This window comes from Hymenobacter segetis, from assembly GCF_038448715.1.
Taxonomy (GTDB): domain Bacteria; phylum Bacteroidota; class Bacteroidia; order Cytophagales; family Hymenobacteraceae; genus Hymenobacter; species Hymenobacter segetis.
This window is the reverse complement of the sequence record NZ_JBCEVZ010000084.1, coordinates 1-18,661: the sequence shown is the minus strand read 5'-3', so window position 1 is coordinate 18,661 and position 18,661 is coordinate 1. Positions and strand designations below refer to the sequence as shown.

Below are 18,661 nucleotides of genomic sequence, written 5' to 3'. Positions count from 1 at the left end.
CCAAAATTGCTGCTGAATTACGTCGACCCGTTCAAAGGCGGGAAGATAAACCCGCCCCTTTCGGTAGGGGTGGCCGGACCAGTGAATAGCCCCATACGAGCCGCCACCCCCGCTCCAGGGCGGGCGCTTAATTTTCCGGTGGCAGCGCCCGCCGTACCGGTTCCTCCCGTCGTGTGGCCCTCCCTCAAGTACATGGGCTCTATCAACAATACCCGGCAAAATACCCGGATTGCGCTACTGGCAATTGATGAGAAAGAGGCCATGCTCAAAGCTGGCGACGAGCGACAAGGTATCGTGCTGACGAAGATATTCCGTGATTCGGTGCTGGTGGTCTTTCAGGGGAAAAAGAAAACCATTATCCGCAATCTGTCGCCGCAATAGCCATCCGCAGCTGTTGAAGCGGAACTGGGTAGTAGCTTCGACACAGCCTGCGATTGGTTGAGCACATTCTAGAGGCCCGCAGCATAGTATTTGGCCTGTAGATGGTGCCACACATTGGTCAATACGTGCTGAAGCCGGCAGTATTCCAGTTTATGGTTGACGAATAAGCCCGGGTACTTGCGTCAGCAGTCGGGCTAACAGCTGCTCAAAATGGCTACGACCGCACACCAATCCGTTGGGCCGGCGGTGCGGCAATCACGCCCTCAGGTAAGGGCTGCTATGCTTATTGGCTGCCGTAGTGGTAGAGTGTCCTGCTTGCGCGGCCGATGGCTGATGTAGGTGAGGTTTAATTGCTGGATTTGGTTAAAAGTTTGGTGCAAGGTTGAACGGAAGCCCATCAGGCGAACTTGTCAACGTGCATTGGCTCTGCAGCAGTGGGCCCAGAAAGGCACGCCATACTGGGCCTAGTACTGTGCTAAGTTCTGCCCTCTAGTAAGCAATTGAATAACAGTGACAATCGAGGGCCGGTAGGCTAGTCTATTAGTAGTTGAGCCGTGGTTTCTGACCCAGTCTAATGAGCCAAATGTATAGAAACCGAAAGTACTTGCGGGGAAGGGTTTAGGAATTGCAAACGCGAATTTTGGACAAACCTTTTAACAAAGGCTAATAATACCTTCCCAACAGGCAGGCTGCCCCCACTCTAAGCTATAATAGGCCCGTGGTAGTACCCACAATGTGGCTGCGTTCTTCGGGTGAACCCTGCTGAGTTTCGTACTGCACATAGTATTCCAGGTGGGTGCCGGGTGCAAAAACATCCGTGTCGAGGTAGGGCGAACGGGCATTGATGGCCACGCGCTGCCATGGGCTGCCTTCCCCACCAGCGCGGCGGAATACGTGAGCTACTTCAAGCATTTCTTTGGAGAAAGCCAGGTGACGACCTTCGGGGGTAAGCGTTAGTTCTACTTTGGCCGTGGACATACGAAGGATAAAGTTGGTGAGTAAGAAACAGCCATTGCTGGCTGTAGCCATCAGGAATGAGCAGGGGGCGGAGCTGCCGAAAGCTGATACGCCAGCGACTTACCGTGCTGACCTAGCATGAAATCAATGAATACCGCTAAATCCTCCGCCACTCGGCTTTGCTCCAGCGCCTCGAAATACGCTTGGCGGTCTTCCCGAAACACGATGGTCAACGGCTGGCCATAGTAGCGCTGCACGTAGTTCATGAGCAGTCGGGAAGTGCGCCCGTTGCCGTCGTTGAAGGGGTGAATACTCACCAGCCGCTGGTGGGCCTCGAAGGCTAGCTCCAACTGCTCGCGCAGGGTGGCGGCCGCCGGCATCCGCTCGCGCAGTTCCCCCACCAGAGCCGCGACCAGGGCCGGCACCTTTTGCGCATTGGGAAACGAGCTGGCCCCGACGATAAACACGTTGTTGCGGCGCAGGTCGCCCTGCGTGGGGTCCACGGTGCCCAAAGCCGTGTTAATGAGCCGGCCGGTGCTGCGCATGACAGACCCTGCCAGTTCCCGCAGGAAGGCCGGGCCGGGCAGCTGCTGCGCGTCGGCCCGCTCCAAGGCCAGGTCGAGGGCGCGGGCGTGGTCGCCCAGCATGTCGTAGCCCTCCAGGGGCTTGCCCGGTCCCAGGATGGGGGACTCGCCCAGTAGAAAATCCATTGCTTCGAGCACCGTCACCCGGGAGCCCTCAATCATGGTGGAGTGCGCCGAAACCATCACCTGACTAAGCTGCTGGCTCGTTTGCTGGCGCACCGGAGGCAACTGCTGTACCAGTCCGGTCAGGCGTTCAATCTCGGCCCACGTCATGCAGCCTGCCGCAGGGTGGCCGCCCGCAGCGCCGCCACGTCCACCGTAGCCAGGGGCAGGGGCGTGATTAGGCCCGCACCGTGAATCAGGTCGCCGGCCCAGGCGGCCAGGTCGTGGGCGTAAATCATGCGCCGTCCCGCCTCATCCTGGTACTCGGTTTTGCCGCGCATAAAAGCTTCCAGGCTTGGGCGCAGCGCCGACGGCACCTCCACCAGCGCCTGGTCGGGGTGGGTGGGGCTGAGCAGCGAGTTCAGGTAATCCCGTAGGGCCTGATAAGCAGCTTGGCTGGCAGATGTCATGGATTGAAGGAAAGTGAGCAGGCGGCTGAAAGCGTTACCAAAAGTAGCAAATCCACGGCTAATGCCCATGCTGAGCGATGGAGTAGCCGCTTTAGCAGGGGTAGGCAGTTGGGCGAATCCCTCCGGGCCGGGCTGTGCGGCGCTCCGGCGGTGCCTGCGGTCCTGCGGACTGAACCCCTGCCATCCCTTTCGCGAACCAAAGGAAAAAGCCGGGCGACCAATTCACAGCCGCGTCAATGAGTACCGGACGAATAATACCTGAGATGAGCAATAAAGAACAAAAGGGAAAAATCAGAATCCGTGCCAAATACAAGGGTATAATAATCAATAATTGACACTTTAATTTACATATTATTGAAACATTAATGCAGGTTTTTGCGTTTAAATAGTATAAGCAGCAAGCATAAAACCAACCTGTTAATTCATGAAAAAGCCCGCTCCTTTTGCTCCCCGCCCCGACGTTTACGAAATCATCACCAACCGCATTATTCTGGCGTTGGAGAACGGCGTGACCCCGTGGAAGCAGCCGTGGAACGCCGCCCACGGCGCGCCCCGCAACTACCGTAGCAAGCATGTGTATCAGGGCGTAAATGCCCTGCTGTTGGGGATGCTGGAGTATGAGCACCCGTATTTCCTGACCTACAACCAAGCCAAGGAGCTGGGCGGGCAGGTGCGCCGGGGCGAGAAGGGCATGCCGGTGGTCTTCTTCACCGTGACCAAGAAGGAGGACGGCAAGGGCGAGGAGAAGAAAAAGGCTTTCCTGAAATACTCCACGGTGTTCAACGTGGCCCAGATTGATGGGGTGGCGTGGACGTTTCCCGCGCTGCCCAGCCGTGAGCACACGCCCGAGCAGGCCGCCGAGCAGGTGCTGGCCGGCTACGTGGGTGGTCCCCGGGTGCTGCATAAAGGCAGTGAAGCCATGTACCGCACCAGCACCGACACCGTGACCATGCCCGAGGCCAGCGACTTCCACACGGCCGAAGACTACTACCACACCCTGTTTCACGAGTTGACTCATTCCACCGGCCACGCCAAGCGGCTGGACCGGGCCACGCTCACCGAATTAGCAGCCTTTGGCAGCGAAACCTACGCCAAGGAAGAGCTGGTGGCCGAGTTGGGGGCCTCGTTCCTTAGCCACGCGGCCGGGCTGGACTTAACCCGCACCGAGCCCAGCAGCGCCAGCTACTTAGCCAACTGGCTGCAAGCCCTGCGCAACGACAAGCAGTTGATTATTTCGGCAGCCAGTCAGGGCCAGAAAGCCGCCAACCACATTCTGGGCATCGTGCCCAGCTACGAAGCGGAGGAAGCCCCCAGAGCCGAAGCCACTCCGCAGTAAGGCCAACAACCGCCCGGTGGAGCTATTCCGTCGGGCGGCCACGGGGGCAGGCAACAAAAGGAAATTGCAATTGCAAAAAAGCAATTGTTAAAGCTATACAAGAGGGAAAAATTCGACCGTAATACTATCGCCGTACTCAACTTAAACAATCAATAATTATCACTATAATTTAAATAAAATTGAAATATTATTGCTGGATTTGCGTTTTATAGGTATAAGCAACGAACTATAAAACAGCTATTTATCAATGGTTGACGAATCTTTTGATTTAGCCCCCGGCGAGGTTTGGGCCGACCGATTTGACCCCGCCGACGAAGCGCCTAGCGCACCTCCGGTAGTATCCGCCGCTGAGCTCGCAGCATGGGAAGCCGCCCCGTGGTTCTAGCCGCACTTTTCACCTCAAACCCGTTTTCCAGTATGAACGCCCCCGCCACTTTCCGCCCCGCCCGTCGCATTCCCGCTGCTCGCCTCGCCCGGCTCCGCGCTGCCAACGCCGCCAAACGTCAGGCCCGCGAGGATGCCTGGCAAGCCCGTCAGGATGCCGCTGCGCAGCTGACCAACCCGGTGCCCGAGTTCGAGGCCGCGCCCCGCTTAACTATGCTGCCCGGTGGGCTGCATTGGTCGGCCCAGCAGCCCGTGCCAGCGGTAGGGGCCACGGTAACGGTGAACCGCGACGGCCACCAGGAGCGGGCCGAGGTGAAGGGCTACACCCATGCCGCCGGCTTTTTGGGACTGGTAACTGAAACTACTCACTACGCCAAGTCCGCCAGCCGCCGGATGCGCAGCAGCCCCCGCGCCGGCGTGGTATTCGGCAGCCAGTTAGCCCTTGCCGCCTAGTCCCCGGCTCTTCTTTTCACTACTCCCTTTTCCCATTCGATATGATAACCCCAGCCCCCGCCGCCAAGCAGCCCCGACTTAGCTCCTTTGATTGGGCCGGTGACCCGCAGCAGTGCCCGCAGTGGGTAGGATTCCTCTCCCGAACCGGTTTACCGGCTGGCCTCCAATGGTCCGGCAGCGGCGAGGTGCCCACCATCAGTGCCCGGGTTCACATCTACCTGAACGGCATCGGACCGGCCGAAGTGAAAGCGTACTTTCACGGCGAGGGCTGGCTAGGCGTCCTTTGCCAGCCAGACACGATGCCGGAGCACCTACGGGGTTCAGGCGTAACGCTGGGGCATTTTTTCGGCCGGGAGTTGGAGCCCTACATGCCCGGTCCAGCGGCCCCCGCCCAAGTGCCCGAAGTGGTAGAAATCATCTCGCAGGACTACCGGGTGATTTCGGCCCCGCTTTACTACCGCAACCTTCACACCGGCCGCATTACCGTGGTGTACGGAGGACTGGCCGACTACTACGGCTTTTATGAGGTAGAAGCTTTCACCGGCACAGACCGGCAGGACGCGGCCCAGCTGGCCGACCCGGCCAATTGGCAGGAGATTCCCGAGCACCGTTACCTAGAGGTTCACGAGAACAGCCACGAGCGCAAGGAGCCGCAGCTTTTCGCCCTTCGCGCCGGTACGGCCGACCAGGTGGACTATCTGACCGCGCAGTTTTCCGGACCATTCCGAATCCCCGGCCGCGAACCGTACACGTTCGAGCAGTACGACACGCTCAGCGCCTTAGCCGAGGAAATGAAGCAGCAGGGGGCGCAGTACCGGGGCCGCATCGTGGAGAAAAACGAGTGGCGAACCTGGGTTGCGTTCGAGGAAGAAATGGGGGGCAGCGGGGAGTGCCCTTGGGAGCGCCTAGAGCTTGACTTGGGCCAACTGCCGCTGGACAGCTATGCCTACATTTCCGGCCGGCGGGTCACGCCCGGGGAAGGGGAGGGCAACGGCCGGGTAACGCTTTGGCAGCAGCCCAGCGGGCAGTACTACGTGGAAATCGAGCCCCGCTTTCACTACGGCCCGAACTATCCAACACTGACCCCGCTAACGCTGGCCGAGGTGCAGGAGCGGTATTCATTCGACTTCACGCCCAACGGCCAGGAGCCTGCGCCGGCTGAGCACGGCGACTGGATTCCGGAGTACCCGCCCCAGGAATGCGACGAGCTGGCCGACAACTAGGATAGCACCGACTACCCGGAGTACCCGGCCGACGAGCAGCGCGACTAGCTGATGCTCACGGTTTTCAGCGCCCACGCCCACCGTGCGGCAGCCAGTGGGCGTGGAGAATGCGCCAGGGCCGGTATCCCCGCCCGCCTGAGTACTTAACGAAAGCGCCCCGGTCAGCTGGCCGGGGCGCTTTCATTTGGGGACCGGTGGCCGCCGACAAAAGGAAAAACCAGCGTGATGTTTAACAACACCCCTACTACTGAAGCGGGCCATCAGGTAGACCGCCGCGGCTAGGCCAGGTACGGCTTGAGGGCCTTCGAGCGCGTGGTGTGCTTGAGGCGTCGAATGGCCTTTTCCTTAATCTGCCGCACCCGCTCGCGGGTTAGGCTAAATTGCTCACCAATCTCCTCCAGCGTTCGCGCCGTGTGCCCATTCAGCCCGAAGTGGAGCGTCACGACATCCGCCTCGCGCAGGGTCAGGGTCGAGAGGGCCCGCTGAACCTCCCGGCGCAGGGAGTCGTCTAGCAAGCCGGCATCGGGGCTTTCGGCGTCCGCATTCACCATCACGTCGAGCAGGCGGTTTTCCTCGCCCTGCACAAAGGGCGCATCCATCGAGACGTGGCGCCCCCCGATTTTGAGCGTGTCCGCCACCTCAGAGGTGCTCAGCTCCAGCAGCTCGGCAATCTCGTCGGCCGAGGGCTCGCGCTCGAACTTCTGCTCCAGCTCCGAGAACGAGCGGCTGATTTTGTTGAGCGAGCCCACCCGGTTCAGGGGCAGGCGCACGATGCGACTCTGCTCGGCCAGGGCCTGCAGGATGCTCTGGCGAATCCACCACACGGCGTAGGAGATGAACTTGAACCCTTTCGTCTCATCGAAGCGCTTGGCGGCTTTAATCAGCCCCAGGTTGCCCTCGTTGATGAGGTCGCCCAGGGTCAGGCCCTGGTTCTGGTACTGCTTGGACACCGAGACGACGAAACGCAGGTTGGCTTTGGTCAGCTTTTCGAGGGCCATCTGGTCGCCCTCGCGGATGCGCTGAGCCAGCTCGACTTCCTCGTCTATCGACACCATGCTCACCTTGCTAATCTCCTGAAGATACTTGTCGAGTGACTGGCTTTCGCGGTTGGTAATCTGCTTGCTGATTTTAAGCTGTCTCATGCGGTAACGCTGCTACTTGTTTTGGTTTCAAAGGGGTGTAAGGCCCAGCCCCCGGCGCTTGGCGATAAGGCTGGGCCCAACGGGTATCAAGATGCTGAGCGGCAGAAAGGTTCACGACGAGGGTAAACCGGGGCACTTTCACGTTTCGAGCTGGAGGCGGCGCTAAGAGGAAAAATCGTCGTTGAGAAGTAGCCGGGTTGACACCAGCAGGCACTCCTTGGCCTTCGGCGTCAATGGCAATGTGCCCCCGGTTACCTTGGAGCCAAGGCACTAAACCATGAGCCTTCAGGCAAAAAAGGCCGGCCAGAAATTGCTTTCTGGCCGGCCTTGCCGGGTATTACCGCATTCTTCCTGACTCAATGAGTGCCTCAGGTTGCGCCCGAAGCCACTGGTAAGTACGGTCTAGTACCGGCATAAGGGAGTGTGAAGAAACCGCGCTGGAATTCAGCCTTAACTAACTGATTAATAGTCAAAAAAGGCATAAAAATCATTAACATTTTGTACTGTTTTTTACTCTTAATCACCCCGAATATGAGCTTTTGCCAGAGCAGGCTCCACATGTACTAGTCTTTATACTGTCGCGGTTACTTTTTGACGGGTGCCGCTTGAGATTTGCGAAGCCCCACCACAGTTAAAAACAGTCCCCCAGGATTAGTAGATGCTTTCACCTTACCCGTTTTGAGCTTGTAGCAGAAGGCAAAAAGCTCATCCACCATGCGCGCTTCGCCGAGAATCTGCTCAATCAGCCGGGTGTCCCGGATATCGAGCTCCGCCAGCCGCTGCCGTGCCATCTGCAGCCGGGAGTCATCCAGGGGCTGCTCGAATGGCAGGGGCAGCTGATGAGGCTCCTGCTGCTTGATTTGAAAGCGGATACTCTCGAAGGAGCGGCCCTTTTTGATGAGCTCGTAGCCGATGTGCAGGTCCGTATTCTGGTTGATTTGTGTCACCGCCACGTCGAGCACGTACTTCTGGAACATGGACACCTTGGTGTACTGCTCCGGCTCAACCCCCTTGGGGTCTTTCAGCGCCAGCATCACCTTAAGGTCGTGCAGCGTGAAGGTGCGGGTTTCGGATTTGTCTTTCCACTGCGAGGCAATCTGGTAGATGCGCTTGGCGTACTTGCTGCTCAGGCTAAAAGCCGCCTGCAAACGAAAGGACGTGAAGTTGCGCTTTAAGTCGATGAGATACGGGCGAATCTTCTCCGAGATTTCCAACTCGATGACGCCCTCACCCTTCATGTACTCCGCCGAGGCCAGCAGGCCCACCTGCAGAATGCGCTTGTTGTCTTCAATCACGTATTCCCGGGTACGCAAGGCCGACGTAGCTTCCAGAAACTGCTGGTAGTTCCACTGCCGGCCGGTGAGATGCTGAAGGTCCAGTACTTTCACCCGGTAGAAGGTGCCAATGCGGTCTTCTTTCTTTAGGAGCGAGAGGAGGTAGAACACGATGTCCATCTCGCAGGCGGTCATCTCGTAGCGCGCCGTCGTGATGGCGTTGTGCTGTCGAATTTCGAGCCCGGTGGAATTGGCTATAGCAGCCGCAGTATCAAGACCTTGCATGGGGGTGGGAAAGTGGTAGTATAGGCGAAGATAACAACGAGATGTCAAAAGGAAAGACTAAAAGAAAGTTTTCCCTTAAGGTTCTTTCTTTTCACTTATAAAACCTTTCCTCTGGACTTATAAAACCTTTCCCTTCGCTTATAATCCCTTCCCTTTAGACTTATAAAACCTTTCCTTTGACTTATAAAACCTTTCCTAAGTGCCTCCATAGGCCATGAAAATCAACACGTTACAAGCCCTACAAATAAGACAAATAACTAACAAATCTCACAAGCTTGTGACGAGGACAAAAAAAGGCTTTTAAAAGGTCTGACGGCGGGTGGGCCGGGGACCAAAACAGAAAACAACAAAATCGGATGCCCACCCATTAAAAAACAGTGATTGTACTTTATTTATATTAAATATGATACAAATAAAGTAGAGGGCATCCTTTGGCATTTGAACAGCCCTTCTGAAGCAGCTTTAAACCCTTCTATAAAGATACCAACTGCCTGAGAGCAGGAGATAACAATGACGAAAGGAAAGGTTTTATAAGTCTCCCACTGGCCCATTGATGACTTGCTCACGGCCGTCAATTCCTCCGCAGCTGAGGCACTAGGCACGATTCATCTTCGAAAAGAAAGGTTTTATAAGCCTGCCAATAGGTTTTCACTAACCTTTGAGTAAGCTAAAAGAAAGGTTTTATAAGCCGATTGCGAACATTTACCCAACTTTTCGCGCAGCTTATACTGTACTAAGGGAAAGGTTTTATAAGCCAAAAGTGTGGTTTAAGCGCCAGAAACGAAGATATTCAGGACTTCACTCACTACCTACTTTCCTTGAGCGACGGGAACACCTCTTCCTAGGCCCATATCGAACCGCCCGGACGAGCATGAGCTGCGTGGACATACTTGCGAGGCGGCAACCGGGCTGTTACCAAGGCGAAGACAAATAGCTAGCCACCAAAGCCCTGTACAGGGTAGCATAGACCAGCAGTTTAAAACGGCAAGACCGGACCGACTGAACGCATAAGCACCCGGCCAGTGGCCAGTACCGGGCTGGATTTCCAAAAAAACGAGAGGGGAAAAGTTATTCAGAGAGCCTGCTTACACCACTAATTAGTCAATAATTGATAATATAATTTAAATAAAATTGAAACATTAATAATTGATTTCACGTTTAATAAGTATCAGCAACGCACTAAAAAAGCCGTTTATGAGCGCCAAACCCGAAATCGTCGAAGAAGCTTATACCATCTTATCACAATTGGGAGGACGTCGCTTCCTGGTGATAACCGGGGCCGATAAGCTCATGGCCGCCGGACGGACGGCCAGCAACCCCAATCCCTGGCTGCGCATGGACCTGCGCGACAACCAGGCCCGGGTGAACCGCCTGAAAATTACCCTCATGCCCACCGACACCTACAAGGTGGAATTTTACCACCAGAAGCTGGTCGACTGGGAGCCGGTTATCACCAACCAGCAGACGTTTGAAATGGTGTACGGGGAGGACTTGCCGGCCCTGTTCACTTCGGTCACGGGCTACGATACCCACCTTTAGCCCCTGCCTGATGCGTGCCAGCGAAGCCCCTACCATCACCCACCCGGGCTGGAACCAGTACCGCAGCCGGGTTATTGCCGCCATCACCGACGTGGAAATGCTGATGCAGCAGTTGGGCAGAGGCCTGGACAGCGACGGCCTGACTGCCGAAGTAGCCCAGCGGCTCGGGCTCCACATCAATACCCAGCCTGATTTCGACGTGCTCAGTGCCTTGGTGCGGGCGGTGCGCCCCATCGGCCGTGAGGCGCTACGGGCTACCCGCGAGGACCAGGGCGGTCAGTTTTCTCTCCTGCTACTTTAACCCTGCTACCATGCCCCAGCTCCATGATTTAGTTGTTGGCGATGCCGTGTATTACGCCCGGGAGCGGGCCGTGGGCCTGATTTACACCACTTACGAGCGGGGCCGCCACGAGCGCCCCGGCGTGCAGCTGCTGCTCAGCGACGGCCGTGACCTGAGCGGCTTCAGCGCCGAGGAGGCCGACCAGTTTTTGCAGCCTTTGGGCGATACGGGCCTGCGCTACGAGTTTGCCAACGTGGGCCAGCTGGCCCGCGACTACCAGCGCGGCGTGTTCGGCCAGGCCTTCCACAACGCCCGGGTACTACTGCTCGCGCGGGAGCTGGCCAGTTCTGAACCACCCGTTAGGTAGCCATTTTCTCCCTTTTGTTCTTTTTGCCATGCCTCCGACCACTCAGCCCTCTCAGAATAGCCCCGTTTTCGCCCCGCAGCTGGCTTACCTAGCCGTTGAACAGCAACCGGCCGACTCCCCCGAAGCGCAGCGCCTGGAGCAGTTGCGGCAGCTTATTGAGGCCGCGCCGGACACGACCGACCTGCGCGAGTTTGCCGATGCTGCCCGCCAGCTGCTGGGTCCCGGCTACCGCGTGCACTGCGGCAGCTCGCACGTCTGGATAAAACGCGACGACCAGTCCGAGCGCCTGGCCATCGTGGCCGACCGCTATACCACCGCCTACCGCGAGTGGGATATCCCTTTACCCACCTTGAGGCTAGAATAGGCGCTTATAAAAAGTGGTTTTTCAGTTCCGGCTTTGCCTTAACTTGCCTCTCCAACGCTTGACCACTACACCCCGGCATGTACAACTTTCAGAGCCTCACGAAAAAAGACTGGGCCACCGATTATGGCTTTCGCAAAGCCCTTGAGGCGGACCCCGGCACGATGAAGTTTGCCGGGCAGGCCGTGGGGACTGGGCGTCGGGACATCGTGGAATACTGGCAGCGAGAAAAAAATCACTACCGGCTCTGGGAGCTGCTGCTCTACATGGGCAGCCACACCGTACCGCAGACGGTGGCTTACTTCGACCTGCCGGCCGACACGGCAGAGTTTCTGCGCTGGGTGTACAATGACGTTTCCCACGAGCAGCGCGAACAGGTCGAGGAAATGGTGCAGGGCTTCGCCAGCGGTTTCGACCAGATGAATTTCTTCCCCTACTCCGAGCTCTACTCCATCTGGCAGCGGGCCGACGAGCGCGAGGCCCGCGACGGCAATGTGCTGGTGTTCCTCGACCGCATCACTGAGCCGGACGGAGCGGAGATTGTCCGCTATCAGGCGCCCAGCTTTTTTGAGTAGCCGAACTACGGGGCGGCGGGGGCCGTAATGTTGCAAAAATTGACTAATCTTTGCTCGTGTTAGACCTCTTTGCGGCCCCGGCTATGCTTAAACCAAGTTCCTATAATTCGCTGGCCGAACTGATTCACGCCCTGGGCATGCGCAGCGATACGGCCCGGCACATCGGCATCTCGCACAACACGCTCAACGTGCGCATGTCCAAGCCCGGCAGCTTCACGCTGGATGAGCTGGTGAAGGTGGCCGAACTGGCTAAATCCGACCTGCTCACCATGACCAAGCTGGCCCAGAAGCAGATGGACAATCCCGTGGAGCCGCCCGCGCCGGCGCTGGGCCGCCCGCGCTTCAAGAAGAATCAGCCCGACGCCGGGTAAGCCTGACTGAGGACGCGACGCAGGTTATTTTTTGCAATTGGGTACCTGGTGCGGATAAGTGGGGGCCGGGCAACTACTGCGCGCACAGGACCTTGTTGGCCTGCCGCCTAGGGTTCCAGAGTTCACTAGAGGCGCTCCCCGGCAACCAGGAGCAATGCGTTAAACAGTTGGTGGGAAGATGACTGTCGAGCTAACCCTTGAGCTATACGGGCCAAACAAATCCTGGAAAACGGGCTTTTGAAAAGGTGCTCCGGCCCGCTGTAAGCGGCCGGGAGGTACTGACGGGCCAAGCCGGCCCGCCTCGCCGTTCACCATTTACCGTTTTTTATGAGCCAGTTTCAAGAGAAAAGCATCATCATCACCGGGGCCGCCATGGGCCTGGGCCTGGCCGCGGCCAAAGAACTCGCCGCCCGCGGGGCCAACCTCGTGCTGGTCGACTACAACCAGGCCAGCTTAACCAAGGCCCAACAGGAGATTGCCGCCCAAACGCCGGCGGCCCGCCTGGTCACCGTCGTGGCCGATGTATCGCAGGAAGCGGCCGTCAAGCACTACGTCGACGAAGCGGTCAAGGCCTTCGGGCGCATCGACGGCCTTTATAACAACGCCGGCATCGAGGGCAAGCAGGCCAGCATCGTGGACTACGACATCGACGTGTTCAAGAAAGTCATCGACATCAACCTGATGGGCGTGTACTACGGGCTGCGCTACGTGCTGCCCGTCATGCAGGCCCAGCAATACGGGCGCATTGTGAACGTGGCCTCGGTGGGCGGCATCCGCGGGGTGCTCAACCAGATGCCCTACGTGGCCAGCAAGCACGCCGTGTCGGGCATGACGAAAAACGCCGCCCTGGAGTACGGGCGCTACGGCATTATCACCAACGCCATTGCCCCGGGCGCCATCCTCACGCCGATGGTGGCCGGCGCCTTCAAACAGGTGAACCCGGCCGACCCCAAGCAGGCCGAAACCGAATACGCCCAGCGCAACCCCACCAAGCGCCTGGGCCTGCCCGAGGAAGTAGCCAGAGTGGTGGCCTTCCTGCTCAGCGACGAGGCCTCCTACCTCAACGGCCAGACCATTGCCATCGACGGGGGCGAGTCGAATATGTACGGCAACAGCTAACCCGGCGAGCGCCCGTTCGGCCCGGCCGGACGGGCGCTCGCGTTCGGTGGTCCCGCGCTGCGCGAATAAGGTTCGGCTAGCTTTTAGTCAGGAAACGCCTAGCTCAGGCAGCAGCTTCGCGACCATTCGTAGCCAGTTTCCGCACTTCACCCCCGACTTTTTACCACTCGTCCTTTTTTCTCCGAAGGGCTAACCGGGCTTGGTAGTTTCGCTGCGTACTAGCCACGCAGCATGAAGCTTATAATTGTCGAAAGCCCCAACAAGATTAAGAAAATCAAGGGCTACGCGGGGCCCGAATATGAGGTGGCCGCGTCAGTCGGCCACATCCGGGATTTGCCCGTGGGCGGGGGCGACATTGGCATTGACCGCGAGCACGGCCACGCCCTGAAGTACGTCATCAGCGACGACAAAAAGGCCGTGGTCGCCAACCTGCGCCGCCTGGCCAAAGCTGCCGGCCCCCAGGGCGTGTATCTGGCCACCGACCCCGACCGCGAAGGCGAGGCCATTGCGTTCCACCTCTGCGAGGTGCTGGGCCTGGACCCGCGCACGACCAAGCGCATTGCCTTCCAGGAAATCACCGAGAAGGCCATCAGGGCCGCGCTGGCCGCGCCCACGACGGTGGACCTACACCTGGTGCACGCCCAGGAGGGCCGCCGGGCTGTGGATAGATTAGTTGGCTTTACCATCAGCCCCGTGCTGAACCGCAAGCTGGCGGTGGGCCTCTCGGCCGGCCGGGTGCAGTCGGTGGCCGTGCGCCTGGTGGTGGAGCGGGAGCGGCAGATTCAGCAGTTTACGGACACGTTCACCGTACCGGTGGTGGCCACCCTGCAGACCAGCCACGGCGAGCAGCTGCGGGCCCGTCGCACGGCCCCACCCTTCACCGCGCTCGACCAAGCGCAGGTGTATTTGCCGCCGGTCGGCCACGGCGCGGGCTTTGGCGTACTGAACGTGGAGAAAAAACCGGTAGAGCGCCAGCCCGCGCCGGCGTTCTCCACCTCGACGCTGCAGCAGGAGGGCGTGAAAAAGCTCCGGTTTACCGTGCAGAAGGTGTCGGACCTGGCCCAGAAGCTGTTTGAGGGCGGCCACATCACCTACATCCGCACCGACAGCGTGAACCTGGGCGAGGAGGCCACCCAGCAGGCCCAGGCGCAGATTACGGCGCAGTTTGGGGCCGGCCAGTTCCAGGCCCGCCAGACCAAGAACAAGGACGGCGCGCAGGAGGCCCACGAAGCCATCCGCCCCACCCACTGGGAGCAGGCCAGCGCCGGTGACACGCCCGACGAGCAGGCGCTCTACCGGCTAATTTACACCCGCGCCCTAGCCTCGCAGATGCTGGCTGCCCAGTACGACCACACCACGATAACCATCGCCCCGGCGGCCGATGCCGTCGACACCTACACCAGTGCCACCCGCGTGCTCACCCGTGCCGGCTACCTGGTCGTGTATCAGGACGCCGAGGAAGAAGGGGAGGAGCCCGACGACGAAGCGGAAATGACGCTTAAACACCCGGTGCAGGAGGGAGAGGCGCTGACGCTAATAAAGCTGGAGGCGCGCCAGAGCTTTGCCCGGCCCGCCAAGCGCTATAACGAGGCGACCCTAGTCGCGGACCTGGAAAAGCAGGGCATTGGCCGCCCGAGTACCTACGCGTCCATCCTGCGCACGATTTTCGCCCGCAAGTACATCAGCACCGGCAGCGTGGCGGGCAAGAAGCTTACGGCGCAGGTGCTAACCTGGCAGGGCGGGCAGTTGACCACCAGCCAGCGCAGTGAGACGCTGGGCGCCGATAAGGATAAGCTGTTGCCCACGGCCACCGGCACCCAGGTCACAGAGTTTCTGGAGCGCAACTTCCCCAAGGTGATGGACTACAAGTTCACTGCCGGCTGCGAAGCCGTGTTCGACAAGATTGCCCGGGGCCAGCAAACCTACCAGCAGTTCGTGCCGATGTTCGACCAGAACCTGCTGGGCTGGGTGGTCGCTGCCGACCAACTCACCCCGGACCGGTCCGAGTTGCAAAAGCGCCTCATCGGCCACTTCGAAGGCGCGGAGATGCTGCTGGGAACCGGCAAAAATGGCCCCTACATTCTGCATGATGAGAAATACTACAACCTTCCCGAAAGCATCAGCTCTGCGCAGCTGAGCGAGGCGCAGGCCCAGAACCTGATTGCTCAGCGCCGGGCGTCGGCTCCTCGCGAGGTGGTCCAGCACGAGGGCAAACCGGTGGTGGTAGGCCAGGGGCCGAAAGGCGTTTACCTGAAGTGGCGCGAGCAGTATTTCAACGTGCCGGCCGGTATCACGGTCGCGGCCGTTACCCCGGCCCTGGCCGTCAATTACCTCATCAAAGCCCAGGCGGAGGCCGCCAAAAACGTGCTGGCCACCGTGGGCAAGTATACCATTGGCCGCAACGAGTGGGGCCTCTACGTCACCGATGGGGAGGTAAAAGCTAAGTTTAAGCCCGACTGTACAGAGGAGCAGGCCCGGGCCACCACGGCCGAGCAGGCCGCCGAAATGATTAAAAGCTACAAAGCATGGAAGAAGAAAAACGCGGGCCGGAAGTAGCGCCCCTGAGCTTTCCCGACCTGAGCCTAGCCTTGCCCTATCAGGACGCGCTGCTCTACGCCCAGAACCGATTGAAGATGATTGCCCGGGGCGGGCTACTGCCGTTTTGCGAAGCGCACAGGTTTCCCTACACCACCATCATCAACCTGAAAAACGGCAACCTGAAGAAGGAAGAGCCCCGGTTGCTGCACCGGCTGCTGCGTAGCCTCGACGTGCAGAACGAGTTGCTGCAGTTTCCGCCGGATAGCCCTAGCCAGCGGTTTTTGCTGCCGGATGGCGAGGCGCTGGCTACCTTCCAGGCGCAACTTGCCTGTCTTACATCTACGGACTGAGAGTGCGTATCTAATAAAGGAGCAAGCGTAGTCTTGCAATCAAGCTGCCGCTGGCCGTGCATAGCGCGGCCAGCGGCAGCTCGCCGCGCATTAGCTTCGAGCGGCCCACACCCGGCATGCGAGGTGTTTTCGGGCTTTCGGTGCTGGTAATGCCCTTTTTTGTGACTCTCCTGATGCTGCTTTTTTGTCAAAGCATTCCTATGTAATCATCTAGAGTTGAAACAGTCAACGAATTCGTGCCTCCGCAGGCCTGCTTTTTAATGCCGCAGCAGGATAGTAAATGGCAAAATCCGTCGAATCGATTATAAAAAATGCAGCCAACATTGTGCCAACCCTTTAACTGAGGGTACTACTCAGTGCGGCTTAGGTGGCTTATCTGAAAGTTCTCAAACCGAAGGTTGAAATCGGCCAGTACCGGAGAACCTTCGCGCTCCATTCTCAATCGTGGCGCATCGTGCTTCAGGTGACTATGCATGTGATGAATCGGGTCGGACTCTGTCGCCTGCTTGGTGATGCGAGCGGCTCCTGCCAGTAATTGTGGCCAAGAGCCCCAGGCGGCTCGCTCGTCCTGCTCAACCCCTGTGAAATGAATACTGTGACGACCGATGATAAAGAAATACACGTTGCCTATCGCATTTTCTGCCGGGGAATGCCGCGTAATCTGCAGCGCGTTGAGGGTCGTTTTCACATCGTTCCGCTCTACCCACGTCACCACCTTGTCAAGCCAGCTCAAGGCATTTTTCTGGAGGTTGCTGATGACACTGCGCCGCTTTTGCATGGAGTTGGCAAACGGGTCCTGCCATTTTAGCTGGAATAACCCCAGTGACTTGGTTGCTTTATCAAAGACAACCGCGTCGATATCCGTTTCGCGCCCGTCAATAGACATGCGTATCTCAACTGGAATACGCACGAACCGGTCCTCTGTGAAGAAGCCAAATATCATTCTCCTGAACCGGTCCTCCCGGTTGTTCACTGCTTTGGAGTAATCCAGCTCGCAGGTTCTTTTCAATTCATGGTTCAGAAACTGAAAAGGGTTATTGAGGCATCCGGCGGTCGAGCGCAGTAGCTGCGAATCTGAAACCTGAACAAAAGGAGGCGGAGCTATGCGGGGAATTGACAGGTAAGCTTGGTAATTGTCTTTATTCAGCGTGATATGGTTCAGCATGCCGCTAACCTCCTGCCCGGCACGACCCAGGTACCGGGCGAGGTCGGCGACAACACCTTCTCTGGAACAGAATAAGGATATAATGTTTCGCAGTTCGAGGCGGTCATATTTTTTGTGTGCCGCTTCACAGAACGCCTTATGGAGCAACGCTAGACCAGCCAGGTACTCGACCATGGTGACGTAGGCCCCATAAGGTACCTGCCCGAACAGGTCTGCTTCGTCAAAATCGTCGTGGACCTGTTTGCGAAAAATGTGCTGCCGGCCCTGTTGAATGAAGTATTCCGTAACGTAAGGGGTTGCCTGATAGGCAATGGTTCGTCTGTCGGGGCTCTTAACCGAGAGCATAACCCGCTTGTAGACCCGGTCAGCGTCGAATCTGTCCTTGTCAGCTTTTTTGCTTGTCAGCTGCCCGACTATATGCTTCTGCACAAACTGCCAGTCATGCAGGTCAAAAAATTCAGCATTGGAATAGGATTCCGTAGTAGCGAATACAAACTCGCTTTCAATTGGCTGACTGATTGAGGCAAAGCCCATTTTGCAGAACATTACCAGCTGCCGAGCAAAAGCAAGCTTACCAGTTGCGTGAATGACAGAGTCGGCCCAGGCAGTAATATCGTTGTTTGAGTACAGGACTTGCTGGAACTCGGACTGCTCGATTTTTGAATACCATGCTTGGAGTAGCAGTGGCCATCCATACTGATGAATGGTTTCAAAATAGTCTGTATAGGCAGCGTCAAACTGTCCGCTGCCACGCAGATACAGGTAAACAATGTCCATTTCCCTGACTATGTTGACAACAGCGCTTCCCGGTAAGCCACTTATCTCCGAGAACTTTTCCAGTTCAGAATCAAGCATTGACTCCAGAATCTCTGCGGGCATGGGCATAGTACGGGCTGGGAAAGTATTTAGAAGTAAGCGTCAGAACCACAGTCACTACACCAAGCACCCGTATTCGGTGGCCAGTGGTGGAAGCAGCACGAGCAAATTATGGGGTCTGTGTGTGTCCGGCCAAGACGACCAGAACCGGTCCGCGTAGTATCTCGTCTTCGTTTTCAATATCAAACGACTGGCCGGTCAGCTTTCCCACCACTTCCATTGCGGCCGGATTGATTTCGTCTTCGCAATCGAATACAGAGTAGACGATGTAGCCAGGGCCATTCGCTAGGACGTCCACCAGTTTGGGGCTGCAGCGTAACAAACCCGGCACCAAGTCTGCAGCGCCTTGGAATTCCGGCGTCAGGCCGGGCGTCCACAATCCCTGGTCTGATACTGACTGGGGCGTAGCGGCCGGTTGATATAATATTGCAGGCATCTGAAGGCGGGATACTGTCCTGTAAAGGAAGAAAGAAACCGCGAATATCCGACCTGCAATGAGGCTGGTTCCGGTACGGGGGGTGTTCAGCAA

At 57.9% G+C, this 18,661-nt stretch carries 20 protein-coding genes; 13 read left to right on the top strand and 7 right to left on the bottom strand.

Annotation, left to right across the window (positions count from 1 at the left end; all coding sequences use genetic code 11):
* On the top strand, positions 1-381 hold a 381-nt coding region (locus tag AAFH49_RS20620), incomplete at its 5' end, for a hypothetical protein (protein WP_342301152.1).
* A 705-nt stretch (positions 382-1,086) separates the two neighbouring features.
* On the opposite strand, the gene AAFH49_RS20615 is transcribed toward AAFH49_RS20620, so the two are convergent.
* From AAFH49_RS20615 to AAFH49_RS20605, 3 genes are read right to left on the bottom strand one after another with little or no spacing between them, the layout of a single operon-like run.
* Positions 1,087-1,359, bottom strand: a complete 273-nt coding sequence (locus tag AAFH49_RS20615; RefSeq protein WP_342301151.1) for a hypothetical protein — start codon at positions 1,357-1,359, stop codon at positions 1,087-1,089.
* 50 nt (positions 1,360-1,409) lie between these two features.
* Positions 1,410-2,195, bottom strand: coding sequence for a Fic family protein (locus tag AAFH49_RS20610; protein ID WP_342301149.1), 786 nt, complete (start codon positions 2,193-2,195; stop codon positions 1,410-1,412).
* Positions 2,192-2,494 (bottom strand): hypothetical protein, encoded by a 303-nt coding sequence (locus AAFH49_RS20605; protein ID WP_342301147.1) that lies wholly within the window; start codon positions 2,492-2,494, stop codon positions 2,192-2,194. Before AAFH49_RS20605 ends, AAFH49_RS20610 begins: the two co-directional genes overlap by 4 nt.
* Positions 2,495-2,918: 424 nt before the next feature.
* Between AAFH49_RS20605 and AAFH49_RS20600 the strand changes: the two genes are divergently transcribed.
* The 3 genes from AAFH49_RS20600 (at position 2,919) to AAFH49_RS20590 (ending at position 5,890) form a co-directional block, all read left to right on the top strand.
* Positions 2,919-3,830, top strand: a complete 912-nt coding sequence (locus tag AAFH49_RS20600; protein ID WP_342301145.1) for an ArdC family protein — start codon at positions 2,919-2,921, stop codon at positions 3,828-3,830.
* A gap of 417 nt (positions 3,831-4,247) precedes the next feature.
* Entirely contained in the window at positions 4,248-4,667 is a 420-nt protein-coding gene (locus AAFH49_RS20595; protein ID WP_342301144.1) for a hypothetical protein, read from the top strand.
* A gap of 41 nt (positions 4,668-4,708) precedes the next feature.
* Entirely contained in the window at positions 4,709-5,890 is a 1,182-nt protein-coding gene (locus AAFH49_RS20590) for a hypothetical protein (RefSeq protein ID WP_342301142.1), read from the top strand.
* Positions 5,891-6,168: 278 nt separating this feature from the next.
* Here AAFH49_RS20590 and AAFH49_RS20585 read toward each other — a convergent pair whose 3' ends face one another.
* Entirely contained in the window at positions 6,169-7,032 is an 864-nt protein-coding gene (locus AAFH49_RS20585; RefSeq protein WP_342301140.1) for a sigma-70 family RNA polymerase sigma factor, read from the bottom strand.
* Between the two features lie 584 nt (positions 7,033-7,616).
* Complete coding sequence (locus AAFH49_RS20580) at positions 7,617-8,591, bottom strand: replication initiation protein (protein WP_342301138.1); 975 nt, start codon at positions 8,589-8,591, stop codon at positions 7,617-7,619.
* Between the two features lie 1,194 nt (positions 8,592-9,785).
* On the opposite strand from AAFH49_RS20580, the gene AAFH49_RS20575 reads away from it, so the two are divergent.
* The 9 genes from AAFH49_RS20575 (at position 9,786) to AAFH49_RS20535 (ending at position 16,091) form a co-directional block, all read left to right on the top strand.
* Complete coding sequence (locus AAFH49_RS20575; protein ID WP_342301136.1) at positions 9,786-10,130, top strand: hypothetical protein; 345 nt, start codon at positions 9,786-9,788, stop codon at positions 10,128-10,130.
* A gap of 10 nt (positions 10,131-10,140) precedes the next feature.
* The gene (locus AAFH49_RS20570) at positions 10,141-10,431 is read left to right on the top strand and encodes a hypothetical protein (protein ID WP_342301134.1); all 291 of its coding nucleotides are present in this window, start codon (positions 10,141-10,143) and stop codon (positions 10,429-10,431) included.
* Between the two features lie 10 nt (positions 10,432-10,441).
* Positions 10,442-10,777, top strand: coding sequence for a hypothetical protein (locus tag AAFH49_RS20565; RefSeq protein ID WP_342301132.1), 336 nt, complete (start codon positions 10,442-10,444; stop codon positions 10,775-10,777).
* Positions 10,778-10,805: 28 nt separating this feature from the next.
* Entirely contained in the window at positions 10,806-11,141 is a 336-nt protein-coding gene (locus tag AAFH49_RS20560; protein ID WP_342301131.1) for a hypothetical protein, read from the top strand.
* A 77-nt stretch (positions 11,142-11,218) separates the two neighbouring features.
* Complete coding sequence (locus AAFH49_RS20555; protein ID WP_342301129.1) at positions 11,219-11,713, top strand: hypothetical protein; 495 nt, start codon at positions 11,219-11,221, stop codon at positions 11,711-11,713.
* A 56-nt stretch (positions 11,714-11,769) separates the two neighbouring features.
* Positions 11,770-12,084: a hypothetical protein gene (locus tag AAFH49_RS20550; RefSeq protein WP_342301126.1), complete on the top strand. Its 315-nt coding sequence runs from the start codon at positions 11,770-11,772 to the stop codon at positions 12,082-12,084.
* Positions 12,085-12,411: 327 nt separating this feature from the next.
* Complete coding sequence (locus AAFH49_RS20545; protein ID WP_342301125.1) at positions 12,412-13,203, top strand: glucose 1-dehydrogenase; 792 nt, start codon at positions 12,412-12,414, stop codon at positions 13,201-13,203.
* A gap of 231 nt (positions 13,204-13,434) precedes the next feature.
* Positions 13,435-15,759: a type I DNA topoisomerase gene (gene topA / locus AAFH49_RS20540; RefSeq protein WP_342301123.1), complete on the top strand. Its 2,325-nt coding sequence runs from the start codon at positions 13,435-13,437 to the stop codon at positions 15,757-15,759.
* Positions 15,729-16,091, top strand: coding sequence for a hypothetical protein (locus tag AAFH49_RS20535; protein ID WP_342301121.1), 363 nt, complete (start codon positions 15,729-15,731; stop codon positions 16,089-16,091). The genes topA and AAFH49_RS20535 overlap by 31 nt, the downstream gene beginning before the upstream one ends.
* 349 nt (positions 16,092-16,440) lie before the next feature.
* Here the strand turns inward: AAFH49_RS20535 and AAFH49_RS20530 are convergent, their stop codons facing one another.
* The gene (locus AAFH49_RS20530; RefSeq protein ID WP_342301119.1) at positions 16,441-18,141 is read right to left on the bottom strand and encodes a hypothetical protein; all 1,701 of its coding nucleotides are present in this window, start codon (positions 18,139-18,141) and stop codon (positions 16,441-16,443) included.
* A gap of 100 nt (positions 18,142-18,241) precedes the next feature.
* The coding region (locus tag AAFH49_RS20525) for a hypothetical protein (protein ID WP_342301117.1) at positions 18,242-18,661 on the bottom strand (420 nt) is incomplete at its 5' end.

What these genes read in the sequence shown, in the direction of transcription:
- topA (WP_342301123.1), top strand. Translation starts at nt 13,435, where the DNA reads ATGAAGCTTATAATTGTCGAAAGCCCCAACAAGATTAAGAAAATCAAG.
- AAFH49_RS20605 (WP_342301147.1), bottom strand. Translation starts at nt 2,494, where the DNA reads ATGACATCTGCCAGCCAAGCTGCTTATCAGGCCCTACGGGATTACCTG.
- AAFH49_RS20545 (WP_342301125.1), top strand. Translation starts at nt 12,412, where the DNA reads ATGAGCCAGTTTCAAGAGAAAAGCATCATCATCACCGGGGCCGCCATG.
- AAFH49_RS20585 (WP_342301140.1), bottom strand. Translation starts at nt 7,032, where the DNA reads ATGAGACAGCTTAAAATCAGCAAGCAGATTACCAACCGCGAAAGCCAG.
- AAFH49_RS20610 (WP_342301149.1), bottom strand. Translation starts at nt 2,195, where the DNA reads ATGACGTGGGCCGAGATTGAACGCCTGACCGGACTGGTACAGCAGTTG.
- AAFH49_RS20555 (WP_342301129.1), top strand. Translation starts at nt 11,219, where the DNA reads ATGTACAACTTTCAGAGCCTCACGAAAAAAGACTGGGCCACCGATTAT.
- AAFH49_RS20575 (WP_342301136.1), top strand. Translation starts at nt 9,786, where the DNA reads ATGAGCGCCAAACCCGAAATCGTCGAAGAAGCTTATACCATCTTATCA.
- AAFH49_RS20565 (WP_342301132.1), top strand. Translation starts at nt 10,442, where the DNA reads ATGCCCCAGCTCCATGATTTAGTTGTTGGCGATGCCGTGTATTACGCC.
- AAFH49_RS20615 (WP_342301151.1), bottom strand. Translation starts at nt 1,359, where the DNA reads ATGTCCACGGCCAAAGTAGAACTAACGCTTACCCCCGAAGGTCGTCAC.
- AAFH49_RS20570 (WP_342301134.1), top strand. Translation starts at nt 10,141, where the DNA reads ATGCGTGCCAGCGAAGCCCCTACCATCACCCACCCGGGCTGGAACCAG.
- AAFH49_RS20535 (WP_342301121.1), top strand. Translation starts at nt 15,729, where the DNA reads ATGGAAGAAGAAAAACGCGGGCCGGAAGTAGCGCCCCTGAGCTTTCCC.
- AAFH49_RS20595 (WP_342301144.1), top strand. Translation starts at nt 4,248, where the DNA reads ATGAACGCCCCCGCCACTTTCCGCCCCGCCCGTCGCATTCCCGCTGCT.
- AAFH49_RS20560 (WP_342301131.1), top strand. Translation starts at nt 10,806, where the DNA reads ATGCCTCCGACCACTCAGCCCTCTCAGAATAGCCCCGTTTTCGCCCCG.
- AAFH49_RS20600 (WP_342301145.1), top strand. Translation starts at nt 2,919, where the DNA reads ATGAAAAAGCCCGCTCCTTTTGCTCCCCGCCCCGACGTTTACGAAATC.
- AAFH49_RS20530 (WP_342301119.1), bottom strand. Translation starts at nt 18,141, where the DNA reads ATGCCCATGCCCGCAGAGATTCTGGAGTCAATGCTTGATTCTGAACTG.
- AAFH49_RS20580 (WP_342301138.1), bottom strand. Translation starts at nt 8,591, where the DNA reads ATGCAAGGTCTTGATACTGCGGCTGCTATAGCCAATTCCACCGGGCTC.
- AAFH49_RS20590 (WP_342301142.1), top strand. Translation starts at nt 4,709, where the DNA reads ATGATAACCCCAGCCCCCGCCGCCAAGCAGCCCCGACTTAGCTCCTTT.